Genomic DNA, 21,333 nt, shown 5'->3' on the forward strand with positions numbered 1-21,333 from the left:
CCTCCGCCATGCACATGAGCGACGGCATCGTCGACGCCCCGACCTCCGCGGCCTTCGCCCTGCTCGCCGTCGCCGGGCTCGGCTTCGCGGCCCGGCGGGCGCGGGCGGAGCTGGACGAGCGCGCCGCGCCGATGGCGGGGCTGGTGGCCGCCTTCATCTTCGCGGTGCAGATGGTGAACTTCCCGATCCTGCCGGGGGTGAGCGGGCACCTGCTCGGCGGCGCGCTCGCCGCCATCCTGGTCGGTCCGTACGTCGGCGCGCTGTGCGTGGCGATCGTGCTGGTGGTGCAGGCGCTGCTCTTCGCCGACGGCGGGCTCAGCGCGCTCGGCACCAATATCACCAATATGGCGCTGATCGGGGTGGGTGCCGGGTACCTGGTGGCGCGCGGGCTGCTGCCGGTGTTCGCGCGGCGCGGGGGTATCGGGGTGGTCGCGTTCGTCGCGGCGCTCGCCGGAACGCTCTGCGCGGCGCTCGGCTTCGTGCTGGAGTACGCGCTCGGCGGGGCCGCCGGGTCGACGCTCGGCGCGGTCACCGGGTACATGCTGGTCACGCACTCGCTCATCGGTATCGGGGAGGGGCTGATCACCGCGGTCACGGTGGTCGCGGTGGCAAAGGCCAGGCCGGATCTGGTGTACCTGCTGCGCAGCACGAGCGCGCCGAGGGTCTCGCTGAACGCCTTCCTGTTCGGCTTCGCCGCGGTGGCCGTGCTGGTGGCCGGGGCGCTGTCGTACCTGGCCAGCTCGCAGCCGGACGGGCTGGACGCCACCACCCAGCGCGGCTGCACCGTGGTGGCCGAGCAGCTGGAGGGCGAGTGCATCGCGCAGAGCGCCGAGGACCACGAACTGGCCGGCTCCCCGCTGGCCGACTACACCATCGGCGGTGATTCCACGCTGACCGGCCTCGCCGGAATCCTCGGGGCGGCAGCCACCTTCGCCGTGCTGTTCGCGCTGGTCCGGGTCCTGCTCGCGGCGCGGCCGAGCCGGAGCCGCGCCGGGTGAGGGCGGACCGGCTCTACCTGCCAGGCGCCTCCGCGCTGCACCTGGCGCCCGCCGAGGTGAAGATCGCCGGGGCGGTGCTGCTGGTGGTGGCCGTGGTGGCGACGCCGCGCGAGACGGTCTGGCCGTACGCCGTCTTCGCGGCCGGGCTGCTCGCGCTGTGGGCGGCGGCGCGCATCCCGCTGCGCTGGATCGCGCCGCGGATGCTGATCGAGCTGCCGTTCCTGGTGCTGGCGCTGCTGCTGCCCTTCGCCGCCGGGGAGCCGCGGACCGCGCTGCTCGGGCTGTCGCTCTCCACGGCCGGGCTCTGGGCCGCCTGGGGCATCGTGGCGAAAGGGACGCTCGGCGTGGGTATCTCGCTGACGCTGGCGGCCACGACCGCGGTGCGCGAGCTGCCGGGCGGGCTGACCAGGCTGCGGGTGCCGGGGCTGATCGTGACCATCGTGGTGCTCATGCTGCGCTACGCCGACGTGATCGCGGACGAGGCCGCCCGCATGCGGCTGGCCCGGATCTCGCGCGGCGACGACCCGCGCTCGCTCGCCCAGGTCGCCGCGACCGCGCGCGGGGTCGGGGCGCTGTTCCTGCGCTCCTACGAGCGCGGCGAGCGGGTGCACCTGGCCATGCTCTCGCGCGGCTTCACCGGCAGCGTCCCCGCGCTCGGCACCCGCCCCGCCACGGCGCGCGACCGGCTGGCCGCCGGTGCGGTGGTGCTGGCCGCCGCCGGAGTCTGCGCCTGCGCGTGGGTGGCGCGGTGAGCACCGAGCCCGCGGTGCAGGTCACCGACCTGACCTTCGCCTACCCGGACGGCACCCGCGCGCTGGACGGGCTCTCGCTCACCGTGCGGGCGGGCGAGCGGGTCGCCGTGCTCGGCCCGAACGGGGCCGGGAAGTCCACGCTCATGCTGCACCTGAACGGGGTGCTCACGGCGAGCGCGGGCGAGGTCGTGATCGGCGGCACCCGGCTGGAGCGCGGGACCGTGCGGGAGATCCGCAGACGGGTCGGGGTGGTGTTCCAGGACCCGGACGACCAGCTCTTCATGCCGACCGTCGCCCAGGACGTCGCCTTCGGGCCGCACAACTTCGGCGTCCGCGGCACGGAACTCGCCGAAGCGGTCGAATTCGCGCTGCTGGCCGTCGGCATGACCGACCGCGCCGACCGCTCCCCCACCCGGCTCTCCCTCGGCGAGCGCCGCCGCGCCGCGCTGGCCACGGTGCTCGCCTGCCGCCCCGAGGTGCTCGTCCTCGACGAGCCCGCGGCCAACCTCGACCCGGTCGCGCGCCGCGAGCTGGCCGAGATCCTGGCGACGCTGCCCGCCACGCTGCTGCTGGTCACCCACGACCTGCCGTACGCCGAGCGGGTCTGCTCCCGCGCGGTGATCCTGGACGGGGGCCGGATCGTCGCCGACGGGGCGATCGGCGACGTGCTCGGGGACCACGAACTGCTGGCCGGGCACCGGTTGCGCTGACTACGCCACGACCGGGCGCTGGGGCACGCCGACGTATTCGCTCAGCGGCCGGATGAGCGCGTTGGACTCGCCCTGCTCGATGATGTGCGCGGTCCAGCCGGTGATCCGGCTCATGACGAAGATCGGGGTGAAGATCTCGATGTCGAAGCCGAGCAGGTAGTAGGCGGGGCCGGTCGGGAAGTCGAGGTTCGGCTCGATCCCGGTGGCGTCGACCATGGTGCGTTCGAGGATGTCGTACATGCGCACCCACTTCTGCCCGTCGGTCGCGGCGGCGATGTCGAGGAAGGCCCGCTTCATGGTCGGCACCCGGGAGTCGCCGTTCTTGTAGACCCGGTGGCCGAAGCCCATCACCTTTTCCCTGTCGGCGAGCTTGGCGCGCAGCCAGTCCGCGGCGCGGGCCGGGTCATCGATCTCGAGCATGTGGTGCATGACGGCCTCGTTCGCCCCGCCGTGCAGGGGGCCCTTGAGCGCGCCGATCCCGGCGGTGACCGCGCTGTAGATGTCCGACAGCGTCGATGTGACCACCCGCGCGGCGAAGGTCGAGGCGTTGAAGCTGTGCTCGGCGTAGAGGATCAGCGAGACCTCGAACGCCTTGACCAGCTCCCGCGAGGGGACCTTCCCGAAGCACATGTTCAGGAAGTTCTCCGCGTACCCCAGATGCGAGTGCGGGGCGATCGGATCGTGGCCGTGGCGGCGCCGGTGGTCGGCGGCGACGATGGTGGGCAGCACGGCGAACATGCGCAGCGCCTTGGCCCGGTTGGCCCGTGGCGAGTTGTCCTCGGCGGCGGCGTCTTCGGCGCCGAGGTAGCTGATGGCGGTGCGGACCACGTCCATCGGGTGGCAGGTGTCGGGCATCTTGGTGACCAGCGAGAGCAGCGAGCGGTCGACCCGGCGGGAGGCGCGCTCCCGCTGCTGGAAGCGTTCCAGTTCGGCGTCGCCGGGGAGTTCGCCGTTCCAGAGCAGGTAGGCGACCTCTTCGAAGGAGCAGGTGGCGGCCAGCTCCTGCACGGCGTAGCCGCGGTAGGTCAGCGAGTTGGTCTCGGGCACCACCTTGGAGATGGCGGTGGTGTCGACGACGACGCCGGCCAGACCCTTGTGGATATCTGGCATCAGGGGTTCCTTCCGAGCGAGAAATTGACGATGTCGGAGTCGAATTCGTTGTAGCGCTCGTACTGCAGCAGTTCGTAGAGCCGGGAGCGGTGCTGCATGCGGTCCAGCAGCCCGGATTGCGTTCCTTCGGCGGCGATCTCGCGTAGCCCCTGTTCGGCGGCGAACATAGCCAGCCGCAGTGTGGTCACGGGGTAGATGACCGCGTTGTAGCCGATCTGCTCCAGCACCGAGGCGGGGATCAGCTCGGACTTACCGAACTCGGTCATATTCGCCAGCAGCGGCGTGTCCACCGCCGCCCGGAACTTCTCGAACTCGGCCGGGGTATGCAGTGCCTCGGTGAAGATCAGGTCCGCGCCCGCGTCGGCGTATGCCTCGGCCCGGTCGATGGCGGCGTCGAGCCCCTCGATCCCGGCGGCGTCGGTGCGGGCGCAGATCACGAAGTTCGGGTCACGGCGGGCGGAGACGGCGGCGGTGAGCCTGCGCAGCATGTCCGGCACCGGGACAACGGCTTTGCCGTCCAGGTGGCCGCAGCGCTTGGGGTTGACCTGGTCCTCCAGGTGCAGCCCGGCGATACCGGCGTCCTCGAGCACGGTGACCGTGCGGGCCGCGCTCATGGGCTCGCCGAAACCGGTATCGGCATCGATCAGCACCGGCAGATCGGTCACCCGCGCGATCTGCTGCCCTCGCCCCGCGACCTCGGTGAGCGTGGTCAGCCCGATATCCGGCAACCCGAGATCGGCGGAGAGCACCGCACCCGAGACGTAGACGCCCTCGAACCCGATCTCCTGGATCAGCGTCGCCACCAGCGGATTGAAGGCGCCGGGGAGGCGCTGGATCGTCCCGGAGGTGAGCCCGGCGCGGAAGGCGATCCGCTTGTCCGCGGCCGAGGTGGCCGCCGCCAGCAGGCCGGTCATCGGAAGAGCCCCTTCGGGGAGCGGGGCGCGCGGGCGAGCACGTCCGCCGAGACGGTGACGGTGAGCTCAGGCAGCTCACCCGGAGCGAGCTCGCCCGCGCGCTCGGCCACCTCGAGGAAGCGATCCTGTTCGGCGGGCTCGACCACGCCATCGGCGAGGGTGCGGAACTTGGCGATGTACTGCTCGCGGGCGAAGGGCCTGGCACCGAGCGGGTGCGCGTCGGCGATCGCCAGCTCGTCGGCGATCACTTCCCCGCTCTTCAGCGTGACCTCGGCGCGCGCGCCGAACGCCTTCTCGGCCGGGTCGGTCGAGTGGTACCGGCGGGTCCACTCCGGGTCCTCGGCGGTGGAGATCTTGTGCCAGAGGTCGACCGTGGACGGGCGCTGCGCGCGCTCGGGGGTGTAGGAGTGCTCGTGGTGCCAGGTGCCGTCCTCCAGCGCGACCGCGAAGATGTAGGGCACCGAGTGGTCGAGGGTCTCGCGCGAGGCGGTCGGGTCGAACTTCTGCGGGTCGCCGGAGCCGGTGCCGATCACCACGTGCGTGTGGTGGCTGGTGTGCAGCACGATCGAGGCGATCTGGTCCAGGTCGCCGATCCGCTCGCGCATGCGCCTGGCCAGGTCGATCGGGGCCTGGCTCTGGTACTCGGCGGAGTGCTCCTTGGTGTAGGAGTCGAGGATCGCGCGCTTGGGCTCGCCGGGGCCGGGCAGCGGCACCGAGTACTCGATGTCCGGGCCGCCGAGCAGCCGGGCGATCACGCCGTCCTCGCCCTCCCAGATCGGGGAGGGGGCGCCCTCGCCACGCAGGGCCCGGTCCACCGCCTCGACCGCCATCTTTCCGGCGAAGGCGGGGGCGTACGCCTTCCAGCTCGAGATCTCGCCCTTGCGCGATTGCCTGGTCGCGGTGGTGGTGTGCAGCGCCTGGCCGATGGCCTGGTAGGTGGTCTCGGTGTCCAGCCCGAGCAGGGCGCCGATGCCCGCCGCGGCCGAGGGGCCGAGGTGCGCCACATGGTCGATCTTGTGCTGGTGCAGGCAGATCGCGCGCACCAGGTCGATCTGGATCTCGTAACCGGTCGCGAGGCCGCGGATCAGGTCGCGCCCGGAACACCCCGCGTGCTGGGCCACCGCCAGGATCGGCGGAATATTGTCGCCGGGGTGCGAGTACTCGGCCGCCAGGAAGGTGTCGTGGAAGTCGAGCTCGCGCACCGCGACGCCGTTGGCCCACGCCGCCCACTCCGGGGAGTAGCGGCCGTCGACGCCGAACACGGTGGCGCCGGGGCGGTAGGGGTGGGCCAGCGCCTGGGCGCGGGCATTGGCTACCGGACGCCGGGTCAGCGACGCCGCCGACACCGCGGCATTGTCGATGATCCGGTTGACGATCATCTCCTCGGTCTCCGGCGCGACCTCGACCGGATCGGCGGCCACCTCCGCGATCCGCCACGCCAGGTGCTGCTCGCGCGGGAAGTCCGCCGCCGAACGGTGGGTGCGAACGAGATGATTCTTCACGGGCCGATGCCTCCGGGTCGTCGCGGAATGTCGTTCCGAACGCTACAAGCGGAAACAGCACCCGAGAACGCGTCGCATCCGGCGACTTCTGCGGAGGCGGAGCTGCGAATCTGCGTACTTTGCGGAGAGTTCCGCGCCGACTCGCGGCTGCCACCCACCCCGCCCACGGCGGGCGGGCTCACACCTCCGGGCGCAGGGCGGGCGCCACCCAGGTGGCGAGATAGCGGCGCAGCTCGGCGCCGGAGCGCGGCGGGTCGCCGGGGTCGATGACGAAGGACTGCACCATGCGCAGCATGTGCTCGACCAGTTCGCCGAGGCGCTCGTCGCCGATGCCCGCTCCCGCCCAGTCGACGGCCATGTGCTCGAGCACCGCGCGGCCGAAGCTGCGCGCGGTGTCGGAGGTGACGGCGGCGGAGAAGGTCCCCGCGCGCACCGGGGTGAGCAGCAGCCCGAGGTAGCGGTCCGCAGGCAGGCACTCGAGGGTGTAGGCGATGCCCTCGACCACGGCCTCGGCCGGGTCGGTGAGGTGGTCGAGGTGCGCGCCGAGCACGGCGAGGAAGCGGCCGGTCTCGGCCAGCGCGGTCGCGGCGAGCAGCGCGTCGGCATTGCGGAAGTACCGGTAGACGGTCTGCCTGGTGACGCCGAGCTCGCGGGCGATCTCGGCCATGGTGAAGTCCGCGCCGCGGCGCTCGACCGCCGCCCGCGCCGCGCCGAGGATCCGCTGGACCGCCTCGGCGTCGTCGACCGGGGCGGTGCCGGACCAGCCGTGCGTGCGCATCGGTCACCTCCTCCCGGCGACCTTAGCCGAATCCAGACCATACATATTTGCCCATATGTATGGTCTATCCATGACGACTTCCACCGCGACCGGCCTCACCGAGGAGCTGACCCGGCGCGCGCTGCGCCTGGTGCTCGACCGCACCACCGAGATGGCGCCCGCCCCGCTGCGGGTGCCGCTGCACTACTACCGCGATCCGAAGATCACCGAGGTCGAGGAGGGGCAGATCCTGCGCCGCACTCCGCTGGCGATCGTCCCGAGCGCGCGCGTCCCGGCACCGAACGACTACGTGGTGCGCTCGGTGCTCGGCGATTCCCTGCTGGTCACCAGGGATCGCGCCGGGGCCGCGCACGTCTTCCTGAACTACTGCCGCCACCGCGGCGCGCAGCCGGCCTGCGGCTCCGGCAATGCCACCCGCTTCACCTGCCCGTACCACGCCTGGAGCTACCGCAATACCGGCGAGCTGGCCGGGGTACCGGGCAAGGCGGGCTTCACCGGTATGGACCGGGCCGACTACGGCCTGGTCGAGCTGCCGAGCCAGGAGCGGCACGGCTTCGTCTGGGCGGTGCTCACCGCGGGCGCGGAGATCGACGTCGACGCGCACCTCGGGCCGCTCGGCCCGGAGCTGGCGCGGCTGGACTACGCGAGCTACGGCTACCACGACGACCGCGAATTCGTCTCCGAGGTGAGCTGGAAGGGCGCGCTGGAGGCATTCGCGGAGAGCTACCACTTCCCGTTCGTGCACGGGGAGAGCGTGATCGGGCAGAACACCGTCGCCGACACCTCCACCCACGACAGCTTCGGCCGCCACCACCGCATGGGCTTCCCGTTCACCTGGATCACCGCGCTCGACACCGACCCGGGCGGCTCCTGGGACCCGCTGATGAACATGGGCGTCATCTATTGGATCTATCCGAACCTGGTGCTCGCCAACAGCCCGGTCGGGGTGGAGATCCTGGACATGCTGCCCGCGGGCGCACCCACCCGCTGCACCGTCCGGCACAGCTGGATGGCGAAGGTCCCCGCCACCACCGACGAGCAGCGCGCGCTCTACGACGGCATCTACGCCCAGGTGCACGCCGCCGTGCGGGACGAGGACTTCGCCATGCTGCCGCAGTGCGGCGAGGGGGTGCGGCAGGGGCAGCACGACCACATGATCATCGGCCGCAACGAGATCGGGGTGCAGCACATGATCCGCACCTTCGCCGCCGAACTCGGGGTCGCACTGGGCTGACCTGCGAGAGCGCGGTCACCGCTTACCGCACCCGCGCGCGGGGTACCCCACAACGACGAGTGTGCGGGCGGGTCTTCCCGTCCCGGAAGGTGGTGGCGATGTCGTGGCGCGATCGGGTGGCCGCAGTGGTGTTCGGGGCCGCGGTGGGCGGCGGGCTGGTGGTGGCGCCCGCCACCGCCGACCCGCTGGTCGTGCCGACCTACAGCTGCCGGCTGCTCGACCAGAACATCACCGGGGTCACCACCGGCCGGGAGAACTGCAGCGCATCCGACGGCGCGCCGTCGGGGTCGGTGCGGCAGCCGCTCCGGCTGGAGTTCCCGGCCGCACGCACCGTTTTCACCTGCAAGGAGGGCGTGGTACGGCTGCCCGACGACGTGCAGGGGCTGCGCTGCGTGCAGACCGAGGGGCCGTGGGGCTGACCTTCTCGGCTACTTCGGGTGCGGCCTTCAGCTCTCGTCGGCCTGCTCGAGCTGGTTCGCCCCGTCCGCCAGTTGCACGGCGTTCTCGTCGAGCACGCCGACCAGGGCGCGGACGCTGCTGAACATATTGTCCCTTCCCCTCCGGTAGCCCTTCTCCGGGTCGCCGTCGCCGTCGGCGAACTTGGTGCCGATATCGTCCTGGCCCCACGGCTCGCCGGGCGACCCGCCCTCCAGGTTGGTCAGGATCCGGTTGGTCCGGGTCGAGACGGCCTCGAACAGGTGCGCGGCGCGGCGCATGCCGTCGGGGTCCGCTTCGATGGGGTCGTTGGTCATGCCTGCTCCCCTCCCCCGCCGGGGACGGCGAGGTAGTAGTGGTTCCCGTGGTTCAGGACGGTGCCGTTCGCGGTGCTGCCACCGGCGAGGACCCAGCCGGGGGTGGCGCTCAGCTCCCGGTTCAGCACGCGCAGCCCGAGGCCGCGGGCGGCGAGGACCACTCCGGCGGCGGCGGGTACCAGGTGGCCGACCGCGATGTTCCAGACGCCCGCGTTCTCGATCGCGTCGACCTGGGCGTCGAACCGCTCGCGCAGTGTGCCGTCGGCGCGGGCCTTGGTCAGGGCGGCGCGCTCCTCCGGGCGGAGGTCGGTGGCGCCCGGTTTCTCGGCGGCGGTCAGGACCGCCTGGAACTGGGTGAAGTAGGCGTCGGCGTTGGTTCGCAGTTCCGCGGCGATGTCGGTGCGCAGGTCGAGGAGCCTGCGGTCGAGTTCGGCCGCGGTGGCGGGCGGGGTGGTCGGGAAGGCGGTGCGCTCGACGGTGTGCAGGAAGCAGTCGCCGTCCTCGGGCATGGATTCCCAGACGTGGCCGGCCGGGGCCCGGACGCCGCCGACCGTCGCCGCCCGCGTGCCCGGTGCCCGCACGTCCGCCGGCGGCACCTCGGATTCGCCCGAACCATCGGAATCGCCCGAACCATCGGAATCGCCTGAGCCATCGTGCTCACCCGAGCCGTCGTGCTCCTCCGACCCGCCCAGGGTGAACGGCTTGTCCACGTCCGCCACCCACGGCGGGGTCTCGGTGGTGCGGAACAGCAGGTCACCGGTGACCCAGAGCGTCCCCTTCGGCCCGCGCACCTCGAGCAGGGCGAGCGCGCGGATGCGGTGCCCCGTCGCCCCGCTACCGTCGGCCTTCTCCGCGGGCGTGCCGAAGCGGATGAATTCCCGGCGCTGCGACGAGATGCTGCTGGCCTGGCCGTCCGTGGCGTCACCGCCCGCGATCGGGATCACGAAGGCGCCGCGCTGGTGCTCGGAGTAGGGGCTGCTGATCGCGAAGGGGCCGGTGAAGCCGATGGTGTTGTCGGCCGCGGTCCGGAAGCCGTCCACCGAGAGCTCGACGCGGTCGATCGCGGTGTCCTTGCTGGTCCGCTCGATGCGGGGCGCGAAGAGCGTGAGTTTCACGGCGGTGGGGCCGGTCTTGCCGGGGGCGGGCGGTGGTGCGGCAGCGTGCTGCCCCTGGATGCCGGTGCCGAGGTAGGGGGCGGTGGCGGCGGGGCCGAGCACGGTCCACTCGTTGTTCGCGACCAGCCGGTTCAACCGGATGAACATCCCCTCCGAGGAGCGATTTCCCAGGTTCTGATCGCCGGTGGCGAGCGAGGGGTCGACCGCGCGCAGCGCCGCGCCCAGCCCGTCCACCGCTCCGAAGAGGTAGATCTCGATGGGTCGCGCGGGCACCCAGGCGGGCTGGGCCAGCAGGTGCCGCACATCCGGGCTGGTCTCCATGTCGATCACGGCATCGCCGTCGGTGGGCGGCGGGGCGGGAACGGCCGGATCGGCGCTGTGGATGCCCGGCGTGGTGCGGGCGGCGGGAACGTCGCCCGCGCTCGGGTCGGTATTGCCGGGCGCGGGCAGCCCCGCCCTGGTCTCGGAGGTGTTGAAGCGGAGCTTCGCGTCGGCGAGCGTGCTGTCGCGGTCGGTCAGGATCGGCGCCCGCAGCTGCGAGATGTCGAGTACCGGCAGGACTCCCCGGTTGGCGCCGAGCAGCGCGGCCCCGGCGATGCCGCTGCGCAGCAGGGAGACCGAGAGCGCCTCGGTCAGCGGCCGCGAGCTGACCTCGACGAAGTACTCGTAGGGCACGGAGAATTCACTGGTCGCGCCGAAACTGCGCTGCCAGGAGCGGATCTCGCGGCTGGAGCTCTGCGACTCGGTGAGCCCGGCGAGCCGCTGCACCTTGGCGTCGAACCGGGGGCGGTGGCCGTTGTACTGGCCCCCGAACGAGACCCCACCCTGGTGGCCGGTCTTCCGGTTCTCGTCGACCCGGGTCACGCCGGGCGGCGAGAGCGCGGAGCCGTCACCGAGCGAGTGGCCGACGATATTGTCCACGCCCGAGGTGGTGGTGACCCGCTTGCCGCGAATGGCCTCCAGATCGGTGCCGGGGGCGGGACGGGCGCCGAAGGAGACCTCGATCAGCTGCGGGCCGAGCCAGGAGTTCCGGTCGATGAAGTGGAACCGGATGCGGCCGGTCGGCCCGGTATTGGGCAGCGTGCGCAGCGAGAGCGAGGTGGTGTGCTCGTTGATGCGGGTCAGCACACCGGGCACGTGGTTGTTGTGGCCGGGATGGGTGACGCCGGGGGAGATCTTGTTCACCAGCCGCTCCGCGACGAGCTGGAAGGTCTTCCGGCCGCCGCGTGGATCGGCGGCGGTCACGGCACTGAACCCGGGCTCGCCCGCGCTCTCGACGTAGGCGGCGGGCAGCCTGCGGTCGAACGGATTCGCCGCCGTGACCGGGAGATACTTCGGCAGGGTCGAATCGGCGGCCGCCTTCTCGACCGTGTCCTCGACCAGCTTCGCCAGGTCGGGGTGGTTCTGCAGGTCGTTGTCGACGAGCAGGAACTCCACTCCGTCCGGGACCACGACGACCCGGCTCCGCTCCGCGGACGGACCGCCCGCGACGATGCCGACGGCGAAGTTGCGGCCACCCATCCGCACGGTCACCACGTAGACGGCGGTCGCGGTGAAGCGGTGCACCGGGGCGGTGTCCTCGGTGGTGACCCGGAATACACCGGTGTTGTCGTTCACCGTCTCGCTGTGCGCATGGGTGGAGGTGTGCGCGTAGGAGCCACCGGGCACGAAGTATCGCTCGGTGTTTCCGTACGTGCCCGCGAGCGCGGCGCCCCACTGGTGGCCGCGTTGCTCGCTCTCGGTCCGGTTGGCGGCGGTGAGCGACTGCAGCCAGCGCTCCGCGTCCATCTTCGGCGGCTGCGGGAGCAGCGTCACGTCGGTCAGGTACCCGGTGACCTCGACGACGATGTCGGTGCCGCGCGCGATGCCGGGCCGTCCGGCGCCCTCGAGCACGTAGGAGTCGCGGAAGATGCGAAGGGCGTTGCCGTTCAGGTGGTAGGGGGAGAGTCCGGTGTGGGTGACCTGGCCGGCCGAGGACTCGGTGTTCGTGGCGGGTTCGCCGACCGCGACGGTCCGGATCCACTGCCCCACCTCCTTCGCCGTCCCGGCGACCACGCGGCCGGTGCCGTCGATGGCACCGCGCAACCACCCGCGCTCCTCGGTGTCGTCCGCGCGCTCCGCGTCGCCGTCCTCGGCACGGGGAACGCCACCGTCGCCCGCACGGACAGTGCCCTCCGCGTCGGAATCCTCACTGCCGGGGAGGGTCTCGTCGGCGGGGAACGTCCCGGGCATCGGGAGCGGCGGGTCGCCCTCCGCCGCAGCCTGCTCGGCCGCCAGCTTAAGGTCGTCGATGAGCTCCGCGGCGGTCTGCCGCAGCTCCTTGCTGCCCCCCACCCGATCCAGCAGCGCGGACTCCGGGATCCGCAGCACACCCCCCTCGAGCGTCCGGTTCCCCGAGGGCAGCGCCAGCTTGGCGGTGTCGTCGTCGGTGTGCCCCCGCACCTCGATCTTCGCGAGTTTCGGCGGTGGCTCCGCCTGCGCGGTCAGCGTGCGGTAGGTCGGCACGGCCAGCTTGATATCGCCGTCTCCGGTGAAGGGCGCGGGCGGCTCGTTGCCGGTGTCGGTCAGCTCCATCCGGTAGCGCACCGTCTGGGTGAAGATCTGGATGCCGTTCTCGGTGGGGCTGAGCATGTAGTACTCGTGGCCGGAGCCGGTGCCCGACCCGGTGACCGTCGACTTCTGCCCGGAGTAGGTGTATTCGGGGGTGAAGCCCTGGAACTCGACGCTGCCCTTGTCGTCGAAGGGGTTGGTGAGCGAGCCGTTGCCGCCGACGTTCCAGGCGAACGGTGTCCGGCTGAACTGCTCCTCGCCGGGCAGCGTGGCGGCGGCGTAGTTCAGCGTCTGGATCTTGGGGATGGTCCAGACGTGCGCGGTGCCCTCGTGGGGTTTGTCGGGGTCGGGCCGCTCGGCGACGAGTTTCAGCGAGATCTTGCGGGTGCCGGTCGGGGTCGGCAGCTCGAAGACGGTGACGGCGCCGCCCTCGATCATCTCGTCCAGCTGCGAGCGCCGCCCGATGCCGTTGCTCATCTGCTCGAACTTGCGGACATTGTTCAGCCGCTGGGTGCCCGTCGCCTCCTGGGTCGCCTTGTCGAGGAACCCGGGCGATTTCTCCTCGGACGGGAAGAAGCCCTGGTCGAGCAGGTACTTCTCGGCCTGAGCGAAGAGCGGCTCGGTGCCGTTCACGGTGAGCGGGGTGGTGGAGACCCCGAGCTGCCGCAGGTGCAGCACCTCCGGCGGCAGGAAGCGCTTCTCGGTCGGCGCGTGGCCGAGCGTCTGCACCGAGGGCACCAGCGTATTCACCGGGTAGTCGTGCCCGCCGTCCAGCGGGGTGCCCCGGCCCGGCCGCACCGGCGCGCTGTCCGGGCGGATGAGCTCGACCCGCAGCTTCATCTGCGGTGTGACGTGCAGGAACGGCTCCCCGGTTCGCAGCGAGTGCGACATCCGCGCATTGCCGCCGTAGCCGAGGATATGGCTGTAGCTCTGCGATGCACCGCCCTTGACGACGACCTGCCCGCCGATCGACTCGGCGGCGGCCGCGGGGTCGGCGGTCTCGGCGCCGAAGCCGAAGGAGACCCCGAACGAGCCGCCGAGGGAGTTGGTGATCGCGGAGCTGCCCTGCATGCGCAGCAGCCGCAGCACGTGCGATTCCATGACCGAGGACTTGGTGGTCGGGCCGGTCGGCTCGCTGCCGCCGGTCAACTCCATGGAGAGCCGGAAGAAGCCGATCGTCTCCCCGGACGAGGTGTAGAGCGTCGGGGTGTCGGCCGAGCCGCCCCAGGCCAGCGGAATGGTGCTGCGCAGGTTGCCCTCGGTGAAGAACTCGCGCAGCTGCTCGGTGGAGAAGCCGGAGAGGTCGCGCAGCTGCGGGCGGAACGAGTCCGTCAGGTCGGCCAGCACCCGGTCGTGGTGCGGGATCCCGAGCGGGAGGTAGATCGGGAAGTCCTCCTTCAGCCTGCTCATGGGTGCCGGGACGGTGCTCGGATCGCCCGGCCGGACGGCGGGCAGCGCATTGTCCTCGGTCATGTAGTCCGGGAACCAGATCGCCAACCGCTTCGGGGGTGGCTTGCTCGCCACCTGCTGCCAGCCCCTCTCCGGCGGCGGCTGGTCGAGCAGGGCGCCGAGGTTCTTGCCGGTGCGGAATTCCCAGACCATCTCGTAGTCGAACGGCCGGGAACCGCCCTTGCTGCGCATGAGGATCATCGGCTGCACGGTCGAGGTGACGGCGAAGTCGGTGGAGAGCTGGTTGTGCGTCAGGCTGAACCCCGGCTCGAATCCGATGCGGCGCAGCGGGCCGAGATCGGTGTCCAGGGTGTAGTTGGAGCCGTAGCCGAAGCTGCGGTAGTTGCCGCTGCCGCTGGAATCGGAGGTCTCCGAGATGCCGAAGGCCCAGCGCTGGATGCCGACCGGGTTGATGTCGGACTCGGCGGGGCGCGGCGAGCGCAGCCCGAGCCGCAGCGCGATCGGGTAGCTGGTGCCGCCGTACTTCACCCGCAGCGGCATGCCCGAGGTGCTCAGCAGCCGGGGCCACTCGCCGGAGAGCAGCCGGGCGGTGAGCACCTCGCGGACCGACGCGCGGAACTTCTCGTCCGGTCCGCGATTCCCCTCCACCAGGGCGAAGATCTGCTGGTGCAGCCAGTTCAGCGTCTCCTCCGGCACCGGGGTGATGTGGTTCAGGTCCAGCGCGCCGTCCCTGGTGGTGCCGAAATCGCGCACGGTGTCGGTGAGCCCGCGGCCGTAGAGGCCGTGCGCGCCCGCACCGGCCATGTCGAGGCTGCCGAACTTCGGCAGGTGCCGCAGGTCGACCGCGACGATGCCGCCGCGCGGCGGTGCGGCCGGGTCGTTGCCGCCGGTCAGGCGGTAGCGGGTGCCGTCAGGGGCGGTGCGGTACTTGGTGCCGTCGGGGTCGGTGCGGTAGCGGGTGCCGTCGGGGTCGGTCCGATAGCGGACGCCGTCGGCGTGCATGCCGTAGTGGGTGCCGTCCGGGAGCCGGACGCCCTGGCCGCCGTCCGGGCGATACCAGTACCGGCTGCCGTCGGCGTCGACCCGGTAGCCGCCGCCACCGCGGGTCGGGCGGTAGTCGTCCCTGGAGGCGGCGTCGTAGCGGTACTCGATGCCGGGTTCGGGGCGGGGGTAGCCGCCCGCGTGGTGCCACTGGTTCTCCAGCAGCACCTTCGCCGGGCGGTTGCCCGGGCCGCGCTCGGTGCCGGTGACCGAGTAGGAGTGGTCGCTCAGCAGCCCGGGAACGCGCGGCGCGCCGTCCGGGCCGGGGCCGAGGTCGCGGGTGTGCAGGACGATCGAGGTCTGGTGTCGCACGGCGTATTCGAGGCGTTTGCCGATCCAGCGGGCGGCGTCGCCGTACTTCGCGGGCAGCGCCCGGTTGGCGGCGGCGCCGCTCTGCACCGCCCGGTAGTAGTCGACGAGGGCGCGTTTCTCGGTGCGCCAGAACTTGTTCTCCCTGCTGCCGGGGAATTCCCGGTCCAGGTAACCGCGGAAGTGCGCCGGGGACGGGGATTGCCCGCTGGTGCGCAGGTCGGCCCGGTACCGCTCGTAGGTCTCGGCGGCGTTGCGCGCGAATTCCGGGTCGCCGCCGGTCAGGGCGCGCATGGTGTCGGTGTCGAAGCGGAGCGGGTGCAGGAAGCCGGTGTCCCTGATGCCGGTGACCGGCTGTTCGACTCCGTGGGGGGTGCGCTTGAAGTATCCCGTGCCGAGGCGCTGGGCGATGAGGTGCGGGGGGTCGCCCGCGATACCGTGGTAGCCGTCGGCGCCGCCGAAGCGGTGGGCGTAGGCCTTGGCAACCATGGCGGGCCAGAGGGGTCGGCCCGGCCGGTGGTGCACGAAGTGGCCGGTGTCGGTGCCGGGTGCGAGGTGGAGCTGCTTCTCGACGCGGACCCACTCGATCTTGCCGCCGGTGAAGAAGCGGACGCCGACGGTGCCGTCGCCGTAGTCGTGCAGGGTCTCCGCCAGGCCGGACGGGTCGTGGGTGGCGAGGTTCGCGAGGGTGGCGGGGAGGTGGCCGTCGCCCGCCGCGCCCGCGCGGACGTCGGCCGGGTGCGGGCCGTTCGGGCCGACGAGGGATTCCCCGTGCCGGGTGGCGGTGGCGGGCGGTGGCGTGAGGAAGGGGCCCGGCGTGGCGATTCGTACCCAGCCCCGGTCCGTGCCGGGGAGTTTGACGGAGAGCGCTCCCCCGGTGTCGGGCACGGCGATCACTGTGGAGTTGCCGCGCACCGCGAGGGCCTGCGGCGCGCCGGTGGCGTCGGTGCCGAGGAAGCGGAGCTGGCCGCCGCGGACGTTCCAGCTCAGCCTGCCCGCGGCGCCGTCGCCAGCGGGTGGGGTGTAGGTGAAATCGCGGGCGAGGATGGTGGGGATCCGGACGCTCCGGCCGCGTTCGGTGAAGTCGTAGTACTCGCGGCCGGAGCCGTCGGTACCGCGGACCGCGGGGCGGTTTCCGGTGGTGGGGAGCTTCAAGGAGCCGCCGGCCGCGTCGACGAGGACGAGGCGCTGGACGCCGCTGTCGGCGGTGTCGGCAGCGCGCAGCGGGACCGGGATCGCGGGCAGGCGCTGCGCATGCTCCGCCGCCGTGAGCGCCGGCAGCTTGTCGCTGTCCGCCAGCGGTGGTGCCTTCAGCTCCGGCTTGTCGCCGGGCACCGGAACGGGGGTGGTCTTGGTGTCGGCGGGGTCCGGATCGGTGACTACCTTGGTATCGCCGGGGTCCAGGTCGGTGACCACCTTGGTGTCGGCGACATCGGATTCGGTGACCACCTTCGTGCCGATCGCATCCGGATCCGTGATCACCTTCGTGTCGACGGCGGATTCCGCGGTGACGGATAGTTCGGCGCCGAGCGGTTTCCCCTCCTCGCTGGGGCGGGGCGCACCGGAATCGGTGGCGCCGACGATGGCGGTCTCGTGCTCCGGACCGCCCTCGCGCGGCACTCCGCCCCTGGTGGTCGAGGAGGGCTCCGCACCCTCGATCGGGCGCCCGGAATTCGATCCCTCCCGGACGGGCGACTGCCGTCCGCTCTCCGGGCCCGGATTGAAGCCGGTGCGCACGTCGGCGAACGGCCGGGCGGGGGCGGTGCGCTGGTCGGACGAGGTGTACGGGGTGCCGTCGGCGGTGTAGAGAATGGCGTGGGTGTCGCGAATGCCGGTGTGGTTCGCCGAGTCCAGCGGGAACTCGCGATCGAGCACCGCATCTACCACGACGAGTTCGCCGTCCCGATTGTGCAGCACGTAGGCGTGCGCGCCGACGCCGTACTCGTCCGAGGGGCCGGAGTAGGTGTCGACGACGAGTGCGGCCGAGCCGTCGCCGAGCTCACGCAGGTGGGCGCCGATCTCGTTGTGGTCGGTGAAGTGCTGCAGGGGCGCGCCCGCGGCCTCCTCCAGTTGCTGGGGCGTCATGCCGCCCGGGCCGATCGGCTGCGCCGGAACCTGCGCGACCTCGCTCCCGGTCAGCGCGACCAGCCGCTCCAGGGCGAGCGAACCGCAGTTGTTGCGGGTATCGATCGGCGCCGGGCTGAATTCCGTTCGCGCCGAGAGCGGCGAACTGCCGTCCACGGTGGTGAGCGGGGCACTGCCGTCGATCACAGCAGGCGCGTGCGTCGCCCCGATGGCGGGCACCGGAAGGCCGCGCGAGCCGAGATCCGGCGGCGATTCGCCGAGCTGCGTGAAGGTCTCGTCCCCGATCAGCGGCGACAGCGGCTCGAGGAGCGGCGATATCGGCTCGAGGAGCGGCGAGTTACTTCCATCGGCCGAGCCCGGCGACAGCGGCTCGAGGAGCGGCGAGTGGCTTCCGTCGACCGAGCGCGGCTCCACCGGGGCGGTGACCTGCGAGGGGGTTCCGTCGCCCGAGCGGGCGACGGCGGACTCGGCGCCGCGCGAAGGCCCACCGCTGCCGTCGACGACCCGCGGCACACTGACCTCGCTCACCCGCGACGATCCATCGAACGCGGCCGGACGCCCCGTGTTCTCCACCGTGCTCCGGAACCCCGCGTCGATCGGCCGCCCCGCCCCCTGCTCCTGCGGGAGCGCGCGCGCACCCCCGACCGGCACCTCCCCCGACCGGATTCCGCCGCGCGTCTCCGGCCCGCCGGAGGACGACGGCGGCCCGCCCTTGTTCGCCGCCGGGAACGCGGACTTCCCGCCCCCCGCTCCCCCGGTGGACATGTAGGGCTGCAGCCGAATCCCGCTGTAGTACCCCGAAACCCCGTGCACCCCACCGGCGAGACCACCGCCGATCCCGCCGAGGATCATGGCGGGCGTGAAGGTCCAGTCCCCGGTGATGGCGCCGTTGGCGACGAACCCCGCCCCGGCACCGACCACACCGGCCGCGATCCCGGACCCGATGCCGATCCCCGCCGCCTTCCACCCCGACATCCCGTTCTTCCCACCGGCCCACTTGCTCAGGCCCCCCGCCGCATAGGAGGCGACCGGCGCCGCCACCATCCCGGAGATCCCGGAGACGACACCGGCGATCGCCACCCGCCCCGCGTCGATCTCGTCGATATGCCCCTCCGCGAGCTGGATCCCCTGCACCCCCAGCTCGACGGCGGCGCCGATCCCGGCCTCCTGCAACCCCTCCCGCAGCGCCAGCTGCCACATGGGCATGGCCGCGTGCTTCTCCGCCCGCGCCGCCATCCGCCGCAGCAGCGACTGGCTGATGGTGCGGATCACGCCGTGCGCGGTCGCCTCGATCGCCGGGATCGCCGCCGCGCCGAACAGTGTCGAGAGCGCGTACAGGATCTCCACCGCCACGATGGCGAGGGTGATGATGATCTGCAGCTTCACGGCCTCGATCTGAGCGCCGAAATCCCGCACCATCTCGCCGAGGCCGTCGAGGTTCTCGGCCATCTTCTCGATCGACTGATCCCCGGCGAAGAACAGCTCGAACTGCGCCCGCATCCGATCGGCGCCCGAACTCGAATAGTTCGCGAGCGCGAGGTCGCAGGCGGCGCGCAGCTCGCCGGTGACGTCGCGGAGGTCGGCCGCGGCCACCTTCCACAGCTCGGCGAGGGCGAAGAGGGCGTCCTCGTCACCCTCCGGCCACTCGGAGCCCGCCAGGTAGGAGAGCCAGCGCAGTTCCTCGGGTAGCTCCAGGGTCATGGTTCACGCTCCACCGGCCGCCGATCAGGCGCGGACCTCGGTCGTGCTCAACGGATCGCTCGATCCTCGCCGACATCGGTTGTTACCGAACTGTTTTCCCTCGCGGTGATCGCAATTGCCGGATCGTCCACCACCGTGTGGACGGAGATTCGACGATGGTAGCGCCGGATCTCCAGTACCGCGCGCGGTGGAAGTACCTGCCAGTCCGGTCCGGCGCCGATGCCGCTGGAGGCGACGACCGTGCCGGATGCCCCGGTGCGGTAGTACATCCGGAAGAAATCGGGGCCGCGCCGCCTGCTCACCTCGGACTCCGGGTCCTCCTCGGTGTAGGCGTACAGCGCGTCCTCGGTGAGCAGCAGGCAGTTGAAGCTGGCGAACGCCGCGCGCACCCGGATCTCGGCGGCGGTGCGGGCGATGGCGTCCGCGGGATCCCGCTCCCCGCTGCGCAATCGGGTGAGCACCCGGAGGAAGAAGCGCTCGGAGTCGGTGTCGCCGCTCGCCCCGGCCAGGAGCTCGGGGGCGATGAGATCGTCCAAGGCGTCCCCGGGGGTGAAGAAGCCGTTGTGCGCGAAGGCGAGTACGCCCGCGGTGAAGGGGTGCGTGTTCTCCGGCCGGATGGGCGAATCGGGCGAGGCCAGCCGCAGGTGCAGCAGCGCCGCGTCGGCGGGGCCCGCCAGCGCGGCGCGGTAACCGGGGCTGGCGTGCGCGGGCTCGGTGCCCCTGGCGACCACCAGTTCGTGGTTCCGGCGGGCGGCGACGCCCCAGCCGTCGGCGTGCTCGTGCGAGAGCGCCGTGAACGGCTCGAGCAGCCCGGAGAGCGCGTCGGTGAGCGGCCGGGGGGCGTGCATGACCACGCCGAGTAAGCGGCACATGCCGGGAGTACCTTTCGGTTCGGGACGGGGATCAGCGCTGCTGTTCGAGCCGGTCCGCGATCTTCGAGAGCGCGGCGTTGACCAGGACGAAGGCCGCCGCGGCCACCAGGTAGGCGGAGAGCACGGTGTGGTTGTACTCGCCGAGCACGCGCACCCGGTGCAGCAGTTCCAGGAAGCTGACGACGTAGCCGAGCGTCGAGTCCTTGAGCAGCCGCACCAGCTGACTGACCAGGGCCGGGGTCAGCCGCCGCAGCGCCTGCGGGGCGACGACGTCGCGCATGGCCTGCCAGTGGCTCAGCCCGAGGCTCTGCGCCGCCTCGCCCTGGCCGCGGTCGAGCGCGAGCACCCCGGCCCGGACCAGCTCGGCGATCACCGCCGCGTGCGTCAGCACGATCGGAACCACCAGCTGCCAGAAGGTCGGCAGCGCGATCCCGAGCCGGGGCAGGCCGAAGAGGAACAGGTAGAGCAGCAGGAGCAGCGGCACCGCGCGCAGCAGCTCGATGTAGCCGCGGGCGAGCCACCGGGGCGTGGCCGCCCGGCTCATGCGCAGCAGCGCGAGCGCGCCGCCGAGCGGGAAGGCGAGCAGCGCCGCCACCGCGGTGACCAGCAGCGTGTTCCCGGCGCCGACCAGCAGGTAGTGGATGATCGGCCAGGTCAGGTAGGGCCGCCACTGGTCGGCGTCGAGCTGGCCGTGCGCGGCGAAGCGCTGCACCACGAAGACGGCGAGCGCGGTGAGCGGCACCAGGGAGAGCGCGGTCGCGATCCGGATCCGGCGGCGGGCGCGCGGCCCCGGCTGGTCGAAGAGCACCTCCTCGGTGCGCGGGCGCGGCGCGCGGGCAGGCTTCGGCCGGTGCGTGCGTTCGAGCAGCGTCATCGGTGGATCGCCACCTTTCGTTCCAGCCTGCCCGCGGCGAGCCCCGCGGTCAGCGTGACCGCGATGTAGAGCGCGCTGACCACCGCGAAGGCGGTGAGCGGCGCCCCGGCGAGGTTGGCCTGCTGCTGGTACCAGAAGGTCAGCTCGGCGACGCCGACCGCGGCGGCCAGCGCGGTGGCCAGCGCCGAGCCGATGAAGATGTTCGCCAGCGGCTGCACCATGGAGCGCAGCGCCTGCGGCAGCACCACCTGGGTCAGGCACTGGCCGAAGCCGAGGCCGAGCGCGCGGGCCGCCTCCAGCTGCCCGCGCGGCACCGTCCGCACCCCGCTGCGCACCACCTCGCAGACGAAGGCCGCCCAGTACAGCGCCATCGCCAGCGCCGCGTTGTAGAACAGCGGGACGAGCAGCCCCACGTCCGGCAGCCCGAAGGTGAAGAGCACGAGCAGCACCAGCAGCGGGATATTGCGGAAGACCGTCACGTAGGCGGTGGCCGCGGCGCGCAGCGGCGGCACCGGGGAGATCCGGCAGACTGCCAGCAGCACCCCGAGCACCAGCGCCCCGGCGTAGGTCAGCACGATCAGCAGGAGCGTGCGCTGCAGCGCCGCCTCCAGCGACAGGAAGGTCAT

Annotated in this window: 14 protein-coding genes and 1 pseudogene; 6 read left to right on the forward strand and 9 right to left on the reverse strand. The window is 72.0% G+C overall.

The window, feature by feature from the left end; all coding sequences use genetic code 11:
- Nucleotides 1-8: 8 nt before the first annotated feature.
- The 4 genes and pseudogenes from ACFUJ1_RS02475 to ACFUJ1_RS02490 form a co-directional block, all read left to right on the forward strand.
- A pseudogene (locus ACFUJ1_RS02475) lies at nucleotides 9-656 on the forward strand (energy-coupling factor ABC transporter permease); the annotation flags it as partial.
- Nucleotides 630-998, forward strand: a complete 369-nt coding sequence (locus ACFUJ1_RS02480; protein ID WP_378641905.1) for a PDGLE domain-containing protein — start codon at nucleotides 630-632, stop codon at nucleotides 996-998. The pseudogene ACFUJ1_RS02475 and the gene ACFUJ1_RS02480, both read left to right, overlap by 27 nt.
- Nucleotides 995-1,750, forward strand: a complete 756-nt coding sequence (cbiQ, locus tag ACFUJ1_RS02485) for a cobalt ECF transporter T component CbiQ (protein WP_378641634.1) — start codon at nucleotides 995-997, stop codon at nucleotides 1,748-1,750. The genes ACFUJ1_RS02480 and cbiQ overlap by 4 nt, the downstream gene beginning before the upstream one ends.
- Nucleotides 1,747-2,460, forward strand: a complete 714-nt coding sequence (locus ACFUJ1_RS02490) for an energy-coupling factor ABC transporter ATP-binding protein (RefSeq protein ID WP_378641636.1) — start codon at nucleotides 1,747-1,749, stop codon at nucleotides 2,458-2,460. Before cbiQ ends, ACFUJ1_RS02490 begins: the two co-directional genes overlap by 4 nt.
- Here the strand turns inward: ACFUJ1_RS02490 and ACFUJ1_RS02495 are convergent, their stop codons facing one another.
- From ACFUJ1_RS02495 to ACFUJ1_RS02510, 4 genes are all read right to left on the reverse strand, one after another.
- Entirely contained in the window at nucleotides 2,461-3,570 is a 1,110-nt protein-coding gene (locus ACFUJ1_RS02495) for a bifunctional 2-methylcitrate synthase/citrate synthase (protein ID WP_378641638.1), read from the reverse strand.
- Nucleotides 3,570-4,484, reverse strand: coding sequence for a methylisocitrate lyase (prpB, locus tag ACFUJ1_RS02500; protein ID WP_378641640.1), 915 nt, complete (start codon nucleotides 4,482-4,484; stop codon nucleotides 3,570-3,572). The genes ACFUJ1_RS02495 and prpB overlap by 1 nt, the downstream gene beginning before the upstream one ends.
- Nucleotides 4,481-5,986: a 2-methylcitrate dehydratase PrpD gene (gene prpD / locus ACFUJ1_RS02505; protein WP_378641642.1), complete on the reverse strand. Its 1,506-nt coding sequence runs from the start codon at nucleotides 5,984-5,986 to the stop codon at nucleotides 4,481-4,483. The genes prpB and prpD overlap by 4 nt, the downstream gene beginning before the upstream one ends.
- A gap of 178 nt (nucleotides 5,987-6,164) precedes the next feature.
- A complete protein-coding gene (locus tag ACFUJ1_RS02510) occupies nucleotides 6,165-6,764 on the reverse strand; it encodes a TetR/AcrR family transcriptional regulator (protein ID WP_378641644.1) in 600 nt (199 codons plus the stop codon).
- Between the two features lie 70 nt (nucleotides 6,765-6,834).
- Here ACFUJ1_RS02510 and ACFUJ1_RS02515 point away from each other — a divergent pair, with 70 nt between their 5' ends.
- Both ACFUJ1_RS02515 and ACFUJ1_RS02520 read left to right on the forward strand, forming a co-directional pair.
- Nucleotides 6,835-7,998 (forward strand): SRPBCC family protein, encoded by a 1,164-nt coding sequence (locus ACFUJ1_RS02515; RefSeq protein WP_378641646.1) that lies wholly within the window; start codon nucleotides 6,835-6,837, stop codon nucleotides 7,996-7,998.
- A gap of 98 nt (nucleotides 7,999-8,096) precedes the next feature.
- Nucleotides 8,097-8,417, forward strand: coding sequence for a hypothetical protein (locus tag ACFUJ1_RS02520; RefSeq protein ID WP_378641648.1), 321 nt, complete (start codon nucleotides 8,097-8,099; stop codon nucleotides 8,415-8,417).
- Between the two features lie 27 nt (nucleotides 8,418-8,444).
- On the opposite strand, the gene ACFUJ1_RS02525 is transcribed toward ACFUJ1_RS02520, so the two are convergent.
- From ACFUJ1_RS02525 to ACFUJ1_RS02545, 5 genes are read right to left on the reverse strand one after another with little or no spacing between them, the layout of a single operon-like run.
- A complete protein-coding gene (locus ACFUJ1_RS02525; protein ID WP_378641650.1) occupies nucleotides 8,445-8,750 on the reverse strand; it encodes a hypothetical protein in 306 nt (101 codons plus the stop codon).
- Nucleotides 8,747-18,961: a hypothetical protein gene (locus tag ACFUJ1_RS02530; protein ID WP_378641651.1), complete on the reverse strand. Its 10,215-nt coding sequence runs from the start codon at nucleotides 18,959-18,961 to the stop codon at nucleotides 8,747-8,749. Before ACFUJ1_RS02530 ends, ACFUJ1_RS02525 begins: the two co-directional genes overlap by 4 nt.
- Nucleotides 18,962-19,008: 47 nt before the next feature.
- Nucleotides 19,009-19,833 carry a class II glutamine amidotransferase gene (locus ACFUJ1_RS02535; protein ID WP_378641653.1) on the reverse strand — a complete coding sequence of 275 codons (825 nt, stop codon included), beginning with the start codon at nucleotides 19,831-19,833 and terminating at the stop codon, nucleotides 19,009-19,011.
- Nucleotides 19,834-19,864: 31 nt separating this feature from the next.
- Complete coding sequence (locus tag ACFUJ1_RS02540) at nucleotides 19,865-20,707, reverse strand: amino acid ABC transporter permease (RefSeq protein WP_378641654.1); 843 nt, start codon at nucleotides 20,705-20,707, stop codon at nucleotides 19,865-19,867.
- Nucleotides 20,704-21,333, reverse strand: coding sequence for an amino acid ABC transporter permease (locus tag ACFUJ1_RS02545; RefSeq protein WP_378641656.1), 630 nt, complete (start codon nucleotides 21,331-21,333; stop codon nucleotides 20,704-20,706). The genes ACFUJ1_RS02540 and ACFUJ1_RS02545 overlap by 4 nt, the downstream gene beginning before the upstream one ends.

Source organism: Nocardia sp. NPDC057227 (assembly GCF_042669725.1).
Classification (GTDB): Bacteria; Actinomycetota; Actinomycetes; order Mycobacteriales; family Mycobacteriaceae; genus Nocardia; species Nocardia asteroides_A.

Excerpts from the sequence above, each read along its gene's own strand:
- ACFUJ1_RS02495 (WP_378641638.1), bottom strand. The coding sequence starts at position 3,570 with ATGCCAGATATCCACAAGGGTCTGGCCGGCGTCGTCGTCGACACCACC.
- prpB (WP_378641640.1), bottom strand. The coding sequence starts at position 4,484 with ATGACCGGCCTGCTGGCGGCGGCCACCTCGGCCGCGGACAAGCGGATC.
- ACFUJ1_RS02510 (WP_378641644.1), bottom strand. The coding sequence starts at position 6,764 with ATGCGCACGCACGGCTGGTCCGGCACCGCCCCGGTCGACGACGCCGAG.
- ACFUJ1_RS02515 (WP_378641646.1), top strand. The coding sequence starts at position 6,835 with ATGACGACTTCCACCGCGACCGGCCTCACCGAGGAGCTGACCCGGCGC.
- ACFUJ1_RS02520 (WP_378641648.1), top strand. The coding sequence starts at position 8,097 with ATGTCGTGGCGCGATCGGGTGGCCGCAGTGGTGTTCGGGGCCGCGGTG.
- ACFUJ1_RS02525 (WP_378641650.1), bottom strand. The coding sequence starts at position 8,750 with ATGACCAACGACCCCATCGAAGCGGACCCCGACGGCATGCGCCGCGCC.
- ACFUJ1_RS02530 (WP_378641651.1), bottom strand. The coding sequence starts at position 18,961 with ATGACCCTGGAGCTACCCGAGGAACTGCGCTGGCTCTCCTACCTGGCG.
- ACFUJ1_RS02535 (WP_378641653.1), bottom strand. The coding sequence starts at position 19,833 with ATGTGCCGCTTACTCGGCGTGGTCATGCACGCCCCCCGGCCGCTCACC.
- ACFUJ1_RS02540 (WP_378641654.1), bottom strand. The coding sequence starts at position 20,707 with ATGACGCTGCTCGAACGCACGCACCGGCCGAAGCCTGCCCGCGCGCCG.
- ACFUJ1_RS02545 (WP_378641656.1), bottom strand. The coding sequence starts at position 21,333 with ATGACCTTCCTGTCGCTGGAGGCGGCGCTGCAGCGCACGCTCCTGCTG.